The sequence below is a fragment of the Novosphingobium sp. genome (assembly GCF_040079535.1).
Taxonomy (GTDB): Bacteria; Pseudomonadota; Alphaproteobacteria; order Sphingomonadales; family Sphingomonadaceae; genus Novosphingobium.
The window spans coordinates 32,724-47,573 of the sequence record NZ_JBEBKB010000009.1 but is presented as its reverse complement, the minus strand read 5'-3'; the positions used below and the strand labels follow the sequence as shown (position 1 = coordinate 47,573).

The window sequence follows — 14,850 nt, the reverse complement described above, 5'->3', positions numbered from 1 at the left end:
CAATGATCATGGCCGCAGGAAAAGGCACGCGGATGATGCCGCTTACTGCGAACAAGCCAAAGCCTTTGATCGAAGTGGCTGGAACCAAGCTGCTTGACCATGTCCTTGATCTGCTGCGTGATGCCGGGATAGGGCGGATCGTAGTCAACGTGCACTACCTTGCCGAACAGGTCGAAGCGCACCTGGCTGACAGTGCCGGCGATTTCGATGTGGCGATTTCCGACGAGCGCGCCCTGCTGCGCGATACTGGGGGCGGGCTGATCCAGGCACTGCCACTGATCCCCGACGATCCGTTTTTCTGCATCAACGCTGACAACTGGTTTGCCGATACCCAAGTCCACGCGCTGCACCGGATGGCGGCGATGTGGGATCCGGCCATAATGGACGTGCTGATGCTGGTTGTCCCTTATGAACGGGCCGGTAACACGCAGGGTACTGGCGATTTCGATCTTGATGATGATAATCGGCTGTCGCGTGAGGGGCCAAAGCGGCCGCGTCCATTTGTTTGGACCGGGATCCAGATGCTGGCAAAGCACGTCGTTACCGATCCGCCGTCCGCCGTGTTTTCCACCAACGTCTTTTGGGATCGGGCGATTATCAACGGCCGCTGTTTTGGCCTGGCTCACGATGGCGATTGGTTTGATGTCGGTTATCCCGAAGCGATCGCGTTGACCGAAGCAAGGATCATCGGTGGCTGAGCGCCGGCCGCCGCACGTCTATTCCGTTGCCGCGCACCGCGGGTTTGCAGATGCGTTGGTGGCAGGGCTGATCCCGCGATATTCCGATCCGCAGCTGGGCCTTGCACGGCTTACGCTGCTGCTTCCCTCAGCCCGCGCCCAGCGGATCGTGACCGAGGCCTTTGTGCGGCTTTCGGGTGGCGGCATGCTGTTGCCGCGAATGGTGCTGGTGGGTGATCTTGATCTGGATGAGGCGCTGGGCCCATTGCTCGATCCGCTGGATGCGGGTGCTGATCTGCCGCCGCCGGCTGATCCGATGCGGCGTTGGTTGCGCCTGGCACAATTGCTTGATGCAGAAATGGGCAAGGACGCGCCAAAGCTGCCAGGGCTGTTGCGCCTGGCGCGCGAAATGGCCCAAACGATGGACCGGCTTGCGGTCGAGGGGATCGATCCAGCTGCAATTCTGCGCGAACCCATGATCGGCAAGATTTGCGAACAGCCTCACCACTGGGTGGAAAGTGCGCGCACTTTCATCAAGGTTCAGGACCGTTGGCTGAAGGAGCTTGAGCTAAGCGGCGAAGTGGATGCGCCGGTCCGCCGCAATATGCTGTTTGAACATGTGGCCAAGACCTGGAAGGCCGCGCCGCCGCCGCATCCGATTGTTGCCGCCGGGATCACCAGCGCTTCGCCCGCCTTGGCCAAATTGCTGCGCACGGTGGCGGATCTGCCCGATTGCGCGGTAATCCTGCCCGATCTTGATCTTACGCTGGATGACGCAGTGTGGGGTGCACTGGGCCGGGCCGGTAATCCTGCGGGCGAAGCGGATGCACCGTTTGGCGATAGTGATGCAGTTACCCATCCGCAGTATCATTTGAAACTGCTGCTGGGCCGGATGGGCGTGGCGCGCGGCGAAATTGATCCATGGCACCGGGCCGGCCTTGCCGCCGCCCCGCCGATGCGAAGCCGTGCGATTTCAAACCTGTTTCTGCCGCCTGCTGCCAGTGCTGGGTGGGTTAACTTGCCCGCCGCGCAGCGCCGCCTTGCAGGTGTTAGGCTAATGGAAAGCGCGCATCCGGGTGAGGAATCCCAGGCTGCCGCGATCCTGATCCGGGCTGCGCTGGAAGTGCCCGAACGGCGGGTGGCCTTGATAACGCCCGATCGCGGACTGGCTGGCCGGGTGGTCGCGCATCTTCGGCGCTGGGGGGTTGAGGCAGACGATTCCGCAGGTCAGCCGCTGGCGCAGACCCCTGCGGGGCGCTTTGTGCTGTTGCTGGGTGATGTGATCGCCACTGCGGTTTCGCCGGTGCCGTTGCTGGCAATGCTGGTCCATCCCTTGGCTGGGTTCGGGGCGGGCCGTGCGGATTGGCTGGACAATGCCCGGCTGCTCGATCTTGAATTGCGTGGACCGCGCCGCGCGCCGGGCCTGGCACCGCTGGGCGCAGCCATTGCCAAGCTGGCCCAGCGCCATGACGCTATTGCCGAATGGTGGGCCGGGATCGAGGCTGTGCTGGCGCCGCTGCTGGATTGGTCCGCCGCAGTGCCGCTTGATACTGCCCTGGGCGATCTTGCCGCTGCTGCAGAAGCGTTGTGCGGTGCTGGCCTGTGGAACGGGGCTGATGGCCGCGCGCTGGCGGCGTTGATCGAAGAACTGCGTGCTGCATCCCAAGCAGTCGGAACTGTGTTGGCCCCGGTCGATCTGCCTTTGGTGCTGCGCGATGCCATGGATCAGGTAGCGGTCCGACCGCCATGGGGCGGGCATCCCCGCGTGGCGATTTATGGCCTGCTTGAAGCCCGGATGAGCCGTGCCGATCTGGTGATCTGCGCCGGCCTTACCGAAGGATCGTGGCCGGCCAGCCCATCGCCCGAACCCTTGCTGCCCCCGGCCGTGCTGCGAGCGCTGGGGGTGCCGGGGGGCGAGTTCCGCATCGGCTTGGCTGCGCACGATCTGGCCGGAGCGCTGGGCGCGCCCGAAGTTGTGCTTAGCTGGGCGATGCGCGACGAGGCCGGGCCGGTGATACCCAGCCGGTTTGTGCTGCGGGTTGAAGCGATGCTGGGCGAGCTGGCAGATGCCCACCGTGAGCGCGAAGCCGTTCGGCTGGCGCGCGAAATTGACCGCGGGGTTGCAGCGCCGGCCTATTCTCAGCCCAAGCCGATGCCCAGTAAGGCTCAGCGCGATGTACCCATCTCGGTCACAGCGCTCGATCGGCTGCGGGGCGATCCCTACCAATTCTATGCTCAGGCGATCCTGCGGCTTCGAAGCCTCGATCCGCTGGATGCAGAGCCGACCGCCGCGTGGAAGGGCGAAGTGGTCCACAAGGTGCTGGAGCGATGGCACAAGGCTGGAGGGCAAGGCGGCGAGCTGCTGGCCATCGCCGCCGAAGAACTGGCGGAAATGCGCGCGCACCCGCTGGTTCGCAGCCTGTGGTGGCCGCGCCTGGCCAGGGCGCTCGAATGGATCGATGCCCAGATTATCATCCAGCGCGCCGAAGGGCGAACAGTAGTGGCCAGTGAAGCCAAAGGGGCGATGGAGTACCTTGGGGTCAAGGTTCACGGCCGGGCTGACCGGATCGACCGGCTGGCCGATGGCAGCCTTGCGATTGTCGATTACAAGACTGGTGCGCCGCCATCCGGAACAATGGTTGAGCAAGGTTTTGCTCTGCAGCTGGGCACGATCGGCCTTATCGCCAGTGATGGTGGATTTGATGGCGTGGCCGGTGAACCGGCGCACTTCGAATATTGGTCGCTGGCCAAATCGAAGGCGGGCAAGGACCAGTTTGGCTATGTGTTTGAGCCGGTCAAGGAAGGCCGCAAGCAAAGCGGTATCCCGCGTGCAGACTTCCTTGTCGTTACCGAGGATTTTCTGCGCGGGGCGGTGAAGGATTACATTCTGGGCGAAAAGCCCTTCACCGCGCGGCTCAACCCTGATCTTGGCGGTTACAACGATTACGATCAGCTTATGCGGCTGGACGAGTGGCAGGCCCGTGCGGAGCAGGATCAATGAGCGCGCTGCATCCCCTTAAGGGCAACCAGATGGCCGCAGTCGATCCGGGCGAAGTGGTGTGGCTTTCCGCCTCAGCAGGAACCGGCAAGACCCAGGTCTTGTCAGCGCGGGTGCTGCGCTTGCTCCTCCAGGATAATGTCAGCCCTGGGCAAATCCTGTGCCTGACCTTCACCAAAGCCGGGGCAACCGAAATGGCCAGCCGGATAAACACCGTGCTGGCGCGCTGGGTGCGGTTGGAAGAGACGCAGCTGGGAAAAGAGCTTGAATTCATTGGCGCAGACAATGGCCCGGCCACCCGCGCGCATGCCCGTACGCTGTTTGCAGAAGTGCTCGATTGTCCGGGCGGCGGGCTGCGGATCGATACGATCCATGCCTTCGCGCAGTGGCTTCTGGCGGCGTTTCCGCACGAGGCCGGGCTGATCCCCGGATCGAAGGCGATGGAAGATCGCGAACGTGATCTGCTGCTGCGCGAAGTGCTGGCAGCGATGCTGGTTGAGGCTGAGGCAAGCAATGATGCGGCCACGCTTGGCGCGCTGGAAGCGTTATCGGTGCGGCTTGGCCCCGATGCGGTGGAGGGCTGGCTGCTGCGCTGCGCCAAAGCGCGTGAGGCGTGGGAAGGGCCGGGCGGATGGCAAGCACCGATGGTATCGCGGGTGCTACAATTGCTGGGTCTGCCAAGCGACGCCAGCGAAAGTGATCTGGCGGCGCTGTGCGATGACAATGTGTTCGATCTCGATGCGCTGCAGTGCTTGCTGGCCGCCTATCGCCAATGGTCGGCCGCCAGCGCCGATGCCCCACGCGATGTCATTGCGGGATGGCTTGCCGCGGGGCCGCAAACCCGCGCTGATCAGGCCGATGCTTTATGGGGAGAGCTGTTCACCCAGAAGGACGAAAATCTCAAGAACCTGCGATATCTTGTTAAATTTGAAGAGCATTTTGCCGTAGCGGGTGAAGCGGTGCGGCAATCGCTGTTGGCCGTGCGAGAGCGCCGGACATTGCTTGATCTGGCCAAATGGCTCACTCCTGCGCTTGAGCTTGGGCGCAAATTCTCTGTGTTGTGGGATGCGGCGAAGGCCCACGCCGGGTTGATTGATTTTGACGATCAGATCCGCGAGGCGGCCCGGCTGCTGGGCCGCAGTGACCTGTCTGACTGGATCCGCTACAAGCTGGATCGCCGCTTTGATCACGTGCTGGTGGATGAGGCGCAGGATACCAACGCATCGCAGTGGAGCATCATCGAAGCCTTGACCGGCGATTTCTTCACCGGGCTTGGTGCGCATGACGATAAGCTGCGCACGCTGTTCGTAGTGGGCGATTACAAGCAGGCCATTTTCCGTTTTCAGGGCACCAGTCCAAAGAATTTCAAGGATGCACAGCAGCGGGTAAAGGGCCAGCTGGATCGCTATTCCAGCAATGTCACGGCACTGCGATCCTACCTGCCCGACCGGCGTTTGCAGGAACTGGGGCTTGGCACCAGTTTTCGCACGGCCTGGCCGGTGATGGAATTCGTTGACAAGGCAATCGGCGCGATCGGCTTTGAAAATTTCGGGCTCGACAAGGAGCCCGTTCCCCACATTGGTGAAGAGCGCCCCGGGCAGGTTGTGCTGTGGGATGTCGTCAAAACCATTAGCGCCGCCGATGATGACGGGGAAGTCGATGATGAAGGCGCGGAAAGCTGGCTTGATCGCGCGGATCGCCAGTTGGCAGACCGGATTGCGTGCCAGATCCAGCTGTGGATGGATCAGGGCTTTCCGCTGGTAAAGGGTGAAAAGGATGGCATCGCGCGCCGGGCAAAGCCCGGCGATGTGATGGTGCTGGTGCGCAAGCGCAAAGAACTGGCGGGCCTGATCGTGGCCAGGCTTTATGCCGCCAAGGTTCCGGTGGCCGGGGTGGACCGGCTGCGGCTGGCTGCGCCACTGGCCGTGCGCGATCTGATGGCGGCGCTGCGGTTTGCCGCTCAACCGCTTGATGATCTCAATCTAGCGTGCCTGTTGACATCTCCTTTGATTGGCTGGAGCCAGGAGCAATTGCTGCAATTTGGCTACCGGCCAGAGAAGACCCGCTTGTGGGAGCATCTGCGCCGGCAGCGCGGCGGCGGGGTGGATCCGGCGATGGCGCAATTATTTGAACTGTTGCGCCGGGCGGATTTCGAAATGCCGCAGGCCTTGCTGCACTGGCTGCTGACCGGGCCCTGGCAAGGCCGCCAGCGCCTCGTCGGGCGGCTGGGGGGTGAGGCAAACGATCCGATCAGCGAACTGCTCAACGCCGCCAGCCAGTTTGCAGCCGGTGAAGTCGCCAGTCTCCACACTTTCATCCGCTGGTTCGATGCCGGGGAAGGCGAGCTTAAGCGCGAAGCCGGAAATGCCGGGGATCAGGTTAGGGTGATGACCGTGCATGGTTCAAAAGGGCTGCAAGCCCCGATCGTGATCCTGGCCGATGCGGCGGACAATCCCGAAAAGGCGCGCGCCAGCGGGATCGAACTGCTCGATCCTGTAAGTCCCCCAGATGCGCCGCGAACCATTCCGCTTCCGATGCTGCGCAAAGATGAGCAACTGGGCCCGATCGCTGCGGCCCGCCAACGCGTGAAGATCGAGGAGCGGCAAGAGCATTGGCGTCTGCTGTATGTGGCGATGACCCGGGCCGAAGAGGCGCTGTTCGTCACCGGCTCTCTGGGGCCAAAGGAACAGGCTCCGGCCGAAGACAGCTGGTATGCACGGCTGCAGGGGCTGTTCCTTGAAGAAGAATGGATCGCAGGCGATCCGATCTGGGGCAAGCGGCTGGAGCACGGTGAAGGCCCGCAGCTGGCGGTGCCGGCGGCACAGGCTGTGGGCGATCAACTGGCGCTGCTGCCGCCGTGGATCGAACAGCCGGTTGCGGCTGAACCGCGCCCGCCGCGGCCGCTTGCGCCCAGCGCGTTGGGTGAGGATAGCGCAGCTGATCCGCCCTATCCACCGGGCGCAGGCGGCGCGGCGGCGCGGCGCGGGGTGCTGCTGCACCGGCTGCTTGAACGCTTGCCTGATGTTGAAGGGCTTTCGCGCAAGGCCGCGGCGCAGGCCTGGTTGGCGCGCTGCGCAGCCGATCTTGACGCCCCGGCGCGGGCCGAACTGGTTGATGCCGCACTGAAAGTTTTGGATCACAAGGGCTGGGGCGATCTGTTTTCGCCCGGTGCGCTGGCCGAAGTGCCGATCGCTGCAACCGTTGGCGGACAAGTGGTTGCAGGAACAATTGATCGGCTGGTGGTGGGGGCGGACACTATCCGTCTGGTTGATTTCAAGACCAGTCGCCGCCCGCCGACCAGTCTTGATGAAGTGCCGGTGGCGATCTTGCGGCAGATGGCGGCTTACTGCGCGGCATTGGAAGTGGCCTATCCGGGCCGCACGATTGAGGTGGCGCTGCTCTATACCGAGGTGCCCCGTCTGATGGAGATTCCAGCGGCTTTGCTGCAAGCCCACAAGCAGGCATTGGAGCTTGCACATTAAAGCTTTTTGCAACGGGCGTTGCCTTCGCTCTGATCGTGCCTAGATTGGGCGCAAGACTATTACAGGAGATTTCCCATGGCCACCAAAGCCGTTACCGATGCTACTTTCGCCGCCGACGTATTGGGCAATGACAAACCCGTTCTGGTCGATTTCTGGGCTGATTGGTGCGGTCCTTGCAAAATGATCGCCCCGGCGCTGGAAGAAATCAGCGAGGAACTGGGTGAGCAGGTGCAGATCGTCAAGATGGACATCATGGAAAGCACTGATACTCCAGCCAAGTACGGCGTGCAGTCGATCCCGCTGATGGTGTTGTTCAAGAACGGTGAACCGGTTGCGCAAAAACTGGGTGCCGCCCCCAAGAGCCAGCTCAAGGGTTGGCTGGAATCGGTGCTTTAGCGATCATCCACCGCAAAGTATGGGCCGCATTCCTGCACCACTGCGGGTGCGGCCCATAGGTCCTAGTCATAGCTGACCACTTCGAATTCAATCCCGTCCCAATCGTAAAAATAGAATCGCCGCCCGGGTTCATAGTCACCGTGGTTGAACGCGATCAGCCCGGCATCTTTTATCACGGCTTCGGCCCCATCGAGATCATCGACCACCAGAGCAACATGGTTGAGCGGCTGGCCTTTGGTATAGCGCGGAACCGGGCTCGAATGGGTGTAGAGCGCCAGATAGTCACGGTCATTGCCGACATGGATGGTCCACCCGCCCAACTGCGATGGGCCGCGCCAGCGCTCGTGCCAACCGCACAAATTTTGCAGCAGCGCAGACAGGCGATCCGGATTGCTGACGGTGATATTGGCGTGCTCAAGAAAGCCCGTTGGCATGATATATATCCTTTATTCAAAAGTTTACCGCGCAAACGAATCAATACGCTTTACCTTTGTGCAACCTCAAGTTAACTTGAGGTCAAGCAATTTTTTTTGGAGTCGCGCGATGGATCGCAACGATCTGCTCCCGATCGGTGAACTGGCCCGGCGCACCGGCCTGGCCGTTTCGGCGATCCGGTTCTATGAGGACAAGGGGCTGGTCCAAGCGCTGCGCACCAGCGGCAACCAGCGCCGCTTCCTGCGCAGCGATATCCGGCGCCTCAGCTTCATCCTGATCGCCCAAAAATTGGGACTGGGTCTGACAGAGATTGAAACTGAGCTTTCAAAGCTGCCCCAGGGCCGCACCCCTACGATCAACGATTGGCAGAAGATCAGCCGTTCCTTGCGCAAAGAGATCGACGCGAAGATCGCACTGCTCAACCGCACCCGTTCAAAGCTGGATGAATGCATCGGCTGTGGATGTCTCAGCTTGCAGCGCTGCCAACTCTACAACCGAGAGGACCGGGCCGGGGCGGCGGGGCCGGGGCCGCGGTATGTGCTGGGTTAAGTGATGCCTAATTGGGCAGCTTAACCGATCAAAGCCAATGCAACGCCCACCATCACTCTGCCGCCAGCAGATCCTCTGCACCTTCAAGATCAACGCTGACCAGCCGTGAAATCCCGCGCTCAACCATCGTCACCCCGAACAGGCGGTGCATCCGGCTCATCGTTACGGCGTTGTGGGTGACGATCAGATAGCGGGTATCGGTTTCACCAACCATCGCATCGAGCAGATCGCAAAAGCGTTCGATATTGGCATCATCCAATGGCGCATCAACTTCGTCGAGCACGCAGATCGGCGCCGGATTGGTCAGGAACAGTGCGAAAATCAGCGCAACGGCGGTTAATGCCTGTTCCCCGCCAGACAGCAAGGTCAACGATTGCAGCCGCTTGCCTGGCGGCTGGGCATAGATTTCAAGGCCCGCTTCAAGCGGATCGTCGCTATCGACCAGCGCAAGGTGAGCCTGCCCGCCTTCGAACAGGCGGCTGAACAGGCGGCGAAAGTGAACATCGACCGCTTCGAATGCGGCGCGCAGCCGCTCACGGCCTTCACGGTTTAGGTTGCCGATCGAACCGCGCAGGCGGCTGACGGCTTCGTGCAGTTCGGCCTGTTCGGCCAGGCTTGCGCCGTGCCTGCCTTCGGCTTCGGCCAGTTCGTCGGCGGCGATCAGATTGACCGGGCCGAGCCGTTCGCGGTCAGCCACCAATTTGTCATGATCGGCGCTTTCGCTGCCTGAACCGGCAACACCATCAGCAAGGAATGCGAAGCGTTCGGGCAACAGTGGGGGCGGGCATTGAAAGCGCTCACCCGAAATTCCGGCCATCTCCTGGCGGCGCGCCTCTTCGTTCTCGGCCCGGGCCGCAGCCCCGGCACGGCTTTCGCGGGCCAGGCTCAGTGCTTCGTTGGCTGCAGCGAATGCTGCATCGGCGTGGCGGGCCGCTTCGGCAACTTCGGCCACCTTGGTTTCGGCTACAACCAGTTCGGCGGTCAACCTGGTGCGCACGGCGTCGCCCGCTTCGATCTCACGGATCAATCCGGCCGGTTTGGCGGCAATCACCGCGCGTTCCTCTGCCACTTCGGCAAAGCGGCGCTCCATCCCGGCAAGGCGGCTGGCGGCATCACCAGCGCGGGCTTGCCAGCCCCTGATATCGCCGCGCAGGGCAATGGTGCGTTCGCGCGCGACGGCGATTGCTTGATCGTGCGCGGCAAGTCTGGCGGTGGCCGATTGCAGACCTTGGCGCGCGGCATCATGGCGGGCCTGGGCGGCGGCAAGCTGCACCCGGCCGCTTGCGGGATCGGGCAGTTCACTGCGGCGGGCCATGGCTGCATCGCTTTCGGCCGCAGCCTGTTCTACTTGCTGGGCCAGATCGTCCGCCGCTTTGGCCAATTCAGCGCGGCGCTGTTCGATCCGAATTTTGGCGGATTCGGCAGAATCGAATGCCCTCAGCGCGCTGCGTTCTGCCTCTGAAGCCGCCGCAACGCTGCGTTCGCTGCCGATCAGCACGGTCTGCAGGCTTGAAAGTTCGGTCTGGATTTGCGCAGCCACAGCTTCGGCCTCTGCCGCCAGGCCGCGTTTGCCGGGAAGTTCTGCCTCAAGTGCCATGAACCGGTTCTCAGCCTCAAGCCGGGCGGCTTCTGCAGCGCCTTCGCCTTGCGAAATGAACCCGTCCCAGCGGCGGATCCGGCCGCCCTTGGTCACCAGCCATTCGCCCGGGCCCAGCGCGCGGGCATCATCGGCATCGGCCACATGGACCAGGGCCAACCGAGCCTTCAATTCATCGGGGCACTGGGTGACGTGCCTGGCCAGGCTTTCAGGTACGGCAAAAGGTGCGCTGGCACCGGTCCAGAACCGGCCATCCTCACCTGCTGGTGCCTGCCCCAGCGGGGCCTTGGCATCGCGGCCCAGCACAGCGGCCAGCGCGCGTTCAAATCCCGGCGCGGCGCGCACCGTATCCAGCGCCGGGCGGCCGTGCTTTGATCCGGCCTGCCTGGCTCGTGCTTCCCGGTCGCGCAGCAAGGCGCCAAATTCGCGCTCAATCCCGGCAAGATCGGCCTTGGCCAAAGCGAAGGCAGAACCGGCGGCATCGCGGGCTTCCTGCAACTGTGCCTTGCGGGCTTGCTGGGCATTCAGCGCACCGCGGGCCTGGCCAAGATCGCTGGCGGCGCGCTCAATCGCAGTTTGCGCTGCGGTCAGCGCTGCGGCTGGATCGCCTTCGCGCTCCAGCACGGCGCGCAATTCGTCTTGGCGACGTTGCTCCGCACCAAGGCGGGTCACGCGCTGCTGGGCCGCGTTCAGCTCTGCATCGGCAACGCGCCATTCGGCTTCGACCCCGGCCTGATCGGCGGTTGCCTTGGCCAGCGCCAGTTCGGCCCCGCGCAGCGCGCGATCTGCATCATCAAGCGCCGCAGCGATCAGCGGGCGGCGGCGTTCGTCGGCTTCCAGCGCCGCTTCACCATCGCTGCAATCACGTTCCAGTTTGGCCAGCGCCGTGGCTGCGTCCTTTGTCAGACGGTCAGCATCGCCGCGATCTTCCTCAAGCCGCTGGTGCTGGCGATCAAGATCCGCCAACCGCTCTTCCGCCGATCCAAGCTGGCTGGTAAGCTGGGCCATGCGGTGGCCGTGCGCGGTGCAATCATCGCGCCGGTCAGCCAATTCATCGCGGGCTTCGGCCAGGGCACCAGCCAAGGTGTGCTGAGCGTCCTGCGCGGCTTTCATGGCTACCTGCGCAGCATTGACCCGGGCCTCGGCCCCCTGGGCTTCGCTGCGGGCAGCGTCTGCCGCCGCTGCGGCATCGCGCCAGCGGGCAAACACCAACCGAGCTTCGGCGATCCGGATCTTGTCGGTCAGCGCCTTATAGCGATCAGCGGCGCGGGCCTGGCGGCGCAAGGATCCGATCTGTTGATCGAGTTGACCCATCAGGTCTTCAAGCCGGGCCAGGTTGGCCTCTGTCGCGCGCAGTTTCTGTTCGGCATCCTTGCGGCGGGCGTGAAGCCCGGCAATCCCGGCCGCTTCCTCCAGCATCATGCGCCGTTCGGCCGGTTTGGCGGCGATCACTGCAGCGATCTTGCCTTGGCTGACCAGCGCTGGGCTGTGCGCACCGGTGGCGGCATCGGCGAAGATCAACGAGACATCCTTGGCCCGAACATCACGGCCATTGACGCGATAGGCGCTGCCGGCCCCGCGCTCGATCCGCCGCACCACTTCCATTTCGCTGTCGTTATCGCCGGCATCAACATGCAGCACCACTTCGGCGAAATCGCGGGCCGGGCGCTGCTGGGTGCCCGCGAAGATCACGTCTTCCATTCCGCCGCCCCGCATCGATTTGGCGCTCGATTCGCCCATTACCCAGCGGATCGCTTCAAGCAGATTCGATTTGCCGCAGCCGTTGGGGCCGACAACCCCGGTCAGTCCAGGTTCGATGCGCAGTTCAGCCGGCTCGACAAAGCTTTTGAAACCACTGAGCTTGAGCCGCTTGATGCGCATCTGGTTTGTTCCGGCCCCCCGCGCGCTGGGTTAGCGCGCGCCGGCGCGGCGCAGGGCTTCGGAAACCTTGGCCCAGGTCGCATCATCGCTGGGTAGTTGGCTGCCGTTGATGAAGAAAGTCGGCGTGGAACTTACCCCAAGTTCGCCATACTTCTTCGCATTTTCAGCCACTTCTTTTGCGGTGGCAAGGTTGGCAAGGCAGGCATTGGCTTGATCGGCCGAAATCCCGCGGGCTGAGAAGAAGCTGGTAAAGCCAAGCGCCTCAGACAGCGCAATAAATCGCGAAGCGGGAGGTGCTTTTGAAGCCGCAGCAGCCTTTTCCTGGACGGCTGGATCGCCAAGCGGCGCATTCATTGCGTCAAAATTGGTATAGACCTGCTCAACCAGCGGGAAAAACGCTTCCTTCGGCCCGCAGCGCGCCAGCACGGTCAGCGGGATATCTTGCGGATGAATGGCAAAGCTGCGGAATTCATAACTGACCCGGCCCGATGCCACGTAATCGCTGATCAGTGGCTGCATGCCTTCCTGCGCAAAACTGGCGCAGTGCGGGCAGGAAAGCGAACCATACTCAATCAGCTTGATCGGAGCCTGCGGATTACCCATCACCATGCCGCCATCGGCACTGGGATTGACCATATCTTCCCATTTTTGCCCAGCAGGCGCGGAAATTTTGGCAATCGGATCACCGGCGCCGGGTCCATCCTTGGACGGGCCGCAAGCAGCCAGCCCCAGCGCGAGCGGCGCGGCGGCAAAGGCGAGCAACAGGTGGCGGGAGGAGATATTGCGCATCACTATGGCGTTCCTTGCATTGCGAGTCGTAAAAACTAGCCCGGATCGGGCCACTGAAGAAGCAAGACAGGTGGTGGCTTCATGCTTCTCCACAGGTGAATCGGTATCGGCGATATTATTGCGGAAGCATGGAATCGATCAAGAGATCAAGATTGGGCCAATCGTACATCGACAGCAGCGAATCGTTGATCATGAAGCTGGGTGTTCCGGAAATTCCGATGACCTGGAATGCGTGGTTGGTGGTTTTGAGGATCGCGGCCTGGCGGGCCGGATCGGTCAGGCAGGCATCAATCTGGGCGGCAGTATAGCCGCGGCTTTGCATGATCGGGTAAAAGCCGATGTCACGGGCCATAGCTAGGGCATACTGATTGGCAGGCAGCGCATTCCAGCGCTGTTGGAGCGCCGGATCGAGCACTTTGGGAATCCATTGCTGCTGGGCTGCCAGAATGGCATCGCCATTGCCAAACCAGCGGGCCGGCTGGCCACACTGGGCCAGCAGCGCGGCAACCAGCCCGAACGGCTGATTTTCAAACACGATCGGGCGCAGCTCAACCGAAACCTGCCCGCGCCGAACCAGATCACCGCGCAGGCGCTGGTTCGATTCCTCGGTAAAGTGGGCGCAATGATCGCAGGTGAAGGATACGAATTCGACCAGTTTGATCGGCGCAGCTGGATTGCCCATCACCGCGTTGCCTTCGGGCGTTACGCGGATGGTGCTCTGCCAATCGCGCGCCGCAGTTCGGCTGGCCGGCTTGGCTTCAAGTGCGGCAGAAACCCCTGCAATTGCCAGGCCAAGGGTGATAGCGGAAACCAGTTTTTTCATGATCTACAGTCTCTTGTCGATATGCGGACGCAGCGCCGCCCAGGTAGTAACGCCGCCCAGCAAGGCTTCGTTGATCGCCAGCCCTGGCTGGTCGGTAATGTTCAGCGCCTTGCTGGCGTTTGATTGGGCGGTGATCCGTTCGGCCATGGCTGCGTCAGTCAGGCAGCGATCGGTTACGCTGCGATCGGTCCCCATGCCTTCCAGCAGATCATACAGCCCAAAATCACGGGCCACCGCGCGGTTGCGCTGCGCCAGCGTGCCATACTGCCAGCGCTGCTTCTGTAAGGCAGAAGCGGTCGCCAAGGGTTTGATCCAGCTGGCCTGGCGCCGCAGAAACCCGGTATGGCGCATGAAGAAGCGGTCCTTTGGTCCGCATTCAGCCAGCATCGCGATGGTCAGATCAATCGGGCCCTGCAGCACATGGCGCACCTCGAACGACACTTTGCCCGAGCTGATGTAACCGATCCGCAGCGGACCTTCTGATTGGATCGCAAAGGCTGAGCAGGCCTTGCAGGTGTAACTGACATATTCGGTGATCCGCACCCTGGCATCGGGATTGCCCATAATATGGCTGCCATCGGCGCCCGGATTGATAACCGAATTCCAGCCAATACCCCTGGGAGCTGCGGCGCCGATTGAAAGCAACGCGGCACCAGCGAGCAGCATTGCGTGAATCCGGCCCAGCGCCATTTCAGCCTTCATCCTTTACGTCGATCAGATTGCGGGCCAGCGATTCCAGCACCGCACGCAGTTCCGGATCGCCAATATCGCGCAGGCTATCCCCAAGCTCGAGCGGGATCGGCCGAAGCGAAGGCGGAGCTGCGGGACGGGCATTGCCAGCAGGCGGCTTAACCGCACCTTGCCGCAATTTGACCCGCGATATCGCATTGTAGCCGAAAAAGCGGTTCACTCGTTCAATGATTTCAGGCACCACATGGCTGATTATCGGGGCATGGGCGGGCACAACAACCAGTTGCAAGATTCCCTCATTGCGCTCTCCCGGGGCAAACCTGATCGCCTCTGGCATGCAAACCCGGGCATGCGCCGGGCCCACGATTTCGGGCCAACGGGTGACCACACTTGATTGGACGAACCCGAACCGGCGAAATGCGGTGCGGCCCACTTCTGGCATCAGTTCCGAGATTTGGCGCGCACCCATGCCCCGTGGCCGCTCATACTGGCGCGCCTTGTTGGGGCTGCTTGGCTTTTTGTCCCGTTCCATT

11 protein-coding genes are annotated in these 14,850 nt (G+C 62.5%); 5 read left to right on the top strand and 6 right to left on the bottom strand.

Annotated features, from left to right (window positions below; translation table 11 throughout):
• Positions 1 to 8: 8 nt before the first annotated feature.
• The 4 genes from ABL914_RS04875 to trxA all read left to right on the top strand — a co-directional run bounded on the left by ABL914_RS04875 (position 9) and on the right by trxA (position 7,553).
• Positions 9 to 698, top strand: a complete 690-nt coding sequence (locus ABL914_RS04875; RefSeq protein WP_391562039.1) for a nucleotidyltransferase family protein — start codon at positions 9 to 11, stop codon at positions 696 to 698.
• Positions 691 to 3,678, top strand: a complete 2,988-nt coding sequence (addB, locus tag ABL914_RS04870) for a double-strand break repair protein AddB (protein ID WP_391562038.1) — start codon at positions 691 to 693, stop codon at positions 3,676 to 3,678. Before ABL914_RS04875 ends, addB begins: the two co-directional genes overlap by 8 nt.
• Positions 3,675 to 7,157 (top strand): double-strand break repair helicase AddA, encoded by a 3,483-nt coding sequence (gene addA / locus ABL914_RS04865; protein ID WP_391562037.1) that lies wholly within the window; start codon positions 3,675 to 3,677, stop codon positions 7,155 to 7,157. Before addB ends, addA begins: the two co-directional genes overlap by 4 nt.
• A 75-nt stretch (positions 7,158 to 7,232) precedes the next feature.
• Positions 7,233 to 7,553, top strand: a complete 321-nt coding sequence (gene trxA / locus ABL914_RS04860) for a thioredoxin (protein ID WP_391562036.1) — start codon at positions 7,233 to 7,235, stop codon at positions 7,551 to 7,553.
• A 62-nt stretch (positions 7,554 to 7,615) separates the two neighbouring features.
• Here the strand turns inward: trxA and ABL914_RS04855 are convergent, their stop codons facing one another.
• A complete protein-coding gene (locus tag ABL914_RS04855; RefSeq protein ID WP_391562035.1) occupies positions 7,616 to 7,987 on the bottom strand; it encodes a VOC family protein in 372 nt (123 codons plus the stop codon).
• A 109-nt stretch (positions 7,988 to 8,096) separates the two neighbouring features.
• On the opposite strand from ABL914_RS04855, the gene soxR reads away from it, so the two are divergent.
• Positions 8,097 to 8,537, top strand: coding sequence for a redox-sensitive transcriptional activator SoxR (gene soxR / locus ABL914_RS04850; RefSeq protein WP_391562034.1), 441 nt, complete (start codon positions 8,097 to 8,099; stop codon positions 8,535 to 8,537).
• 52 nt (positions 8,538 to 8,589) lie between these two features.
• Here soxR and smc read toward each other — a convergent pair whose 3' ends face one another.
• The 5 genes from smc to ABL914_RS04825 all read right to left on the bottom strand — a co-directional run bounded on the left by smc (position 8,590) and on the right by ABL914_RS04825 (position 14,849).
• The gene (gene smc / locus ABL914_RS04845) at positions 8,590 to 12,015 is read right to left on the bottom strand and encodes a chromosome segregation protein SMC (RefSeq protein WP_391562033.1); all 3,426 of its coding nucleotides are present in this window, start codon (positions 12,013 to 12,015) and stop codon (positions 8,590 to 8,592) included.
• 30 nt (positions 12,016 to 12,045) lie between these two features.
• The gene (locus ABL914_RS04840; protein WP_391562032.1) at positions 12,046 to 12,804 is read right to left on the bottom strand and encodes a thioredoxin domain-containing protein; all 759 of its coding nucleotides are present in this window, start codon (positions 12,802 to 12,804) and stop codon (positions 12,046 to 12,048) included.
• 115 nt (positions 12,805 to 12,919) lie between these two features.
• Complete coding sequence (locus ABL914_RS04835; RefSeq protein WP_391562031.1) at positions 12,920 to 13,627, bottom strand: DsbA family protein; 708 nt, start codon at positions 13,625 to 13,627, stop codon at positions 12,920 to 12,922.
• A gap of 3 nt (positions 13,628 to 13,630) precedes the next feature.
• Positions 13,631 to 14,329 carry a thioredoxin domain-containing protein gene (locus ABL914_RS04830; RefSeq protein ID WP_391562030.1) on the bottom strand — a complete coding sequence of 233 codons (699 nt, stop codon included), beginning with the start codon at positions 14,327 to 14,329 and terminating at the stop codon, positions 13,631 to 13,633.
• Positions 14,319 to 14,849 (bottom strand): DUF721 domain-containing protein, encoded by a 531-nt coding sequence (locus ABL914_RS04825; protein WP_391562029.1) that lies wholly within the window; start codon positions 14,847 to 14,849, stop codon positions 14,319 to 14,321. The genes ABL914_RS04830 and ABL914_RS04825 overlap by 11 nt, the downstream gene beginning before the upstream one ends.
• Position 14,850: the final 1 nt, after the last annotated feature.

What these genes read in the sequence shown, in the direction of transcription:
- ABL914_RS04875 (WP_391562039.1), top strand. Translation starts at nt 9, where the DNA reads ATGGCCGCAGGAAAAGGCACGCGGATGATGCCGCTTACTGCGAACAAG.
- ABL914_RS04825 (WP_391562029.1), bottom strand. Translation starts at nt 14,849, where the DNA reads ATGGAACGGGACAAAAAGCCAAGCAGCCCCAACAAGGCGCGCCAGTAT.
- ABL914_RS04835 (WP_391562031.1), bottom strand. Translation starts at nt 13,627, where the DNA reads ATGAAAAAACTGGTTTCCGCTATCACCCTTGGCCTGGCAATTGCAGGG.
- soxR (WP_391562034.1), top strand. Translation starts at nt 8,097, where the DNA reads ATGGATCGCAACGATCTGCTCCCGATCGGTGAACTGGCCCGGCGCACC.
- ABL914_RS04840 (WP_391562032.1), bottom strand. Translation starts at nt 12,804, where the DNA reads ATGCGCAATATCTCCTCCCGCCACCTGTTGCTCGCCTTTGCCGCCGCG.
- addA (WP_391562037.1), top strand. Translation starts at nt 3,675, where the DNA reads ATGAGCGCGCTGCATCCCCTTAAGGGCAACCAGATGGCCGCAGTCGAT.
- smc (WP_391562033.1), bottom strand. Translation starts at nt 12,015, where the DNA reads ATGCGCATCAAGCGGCTCAAGCTCAGTGGTTTCAAAAGCTTTGTCGAG.
- trxA (WP_391562036.1), top strand. Translation starts at nt 7,233, where the DNA reads ATGGCCACCAAAGCCGTTACCGATGCTACTTTCGCCGCCGACGTATTG.
- ABL914_RS04855 (WP_391562035.1), bottom strand. Translation starts at nt 7,987, where the DNA reads ATGCCAACGGGCTTTCTTGAGCACGCCAATATCACCGTCAGCAATCCG.
- ABL914_RS04830 (WP_391562030.1), bottom strand. Translation starts at nt 14,329, where the DNA reads ATGAAGGCTGAAATGGCGCTGGGCCGGATTCACGCAATGCTGCTCGCT.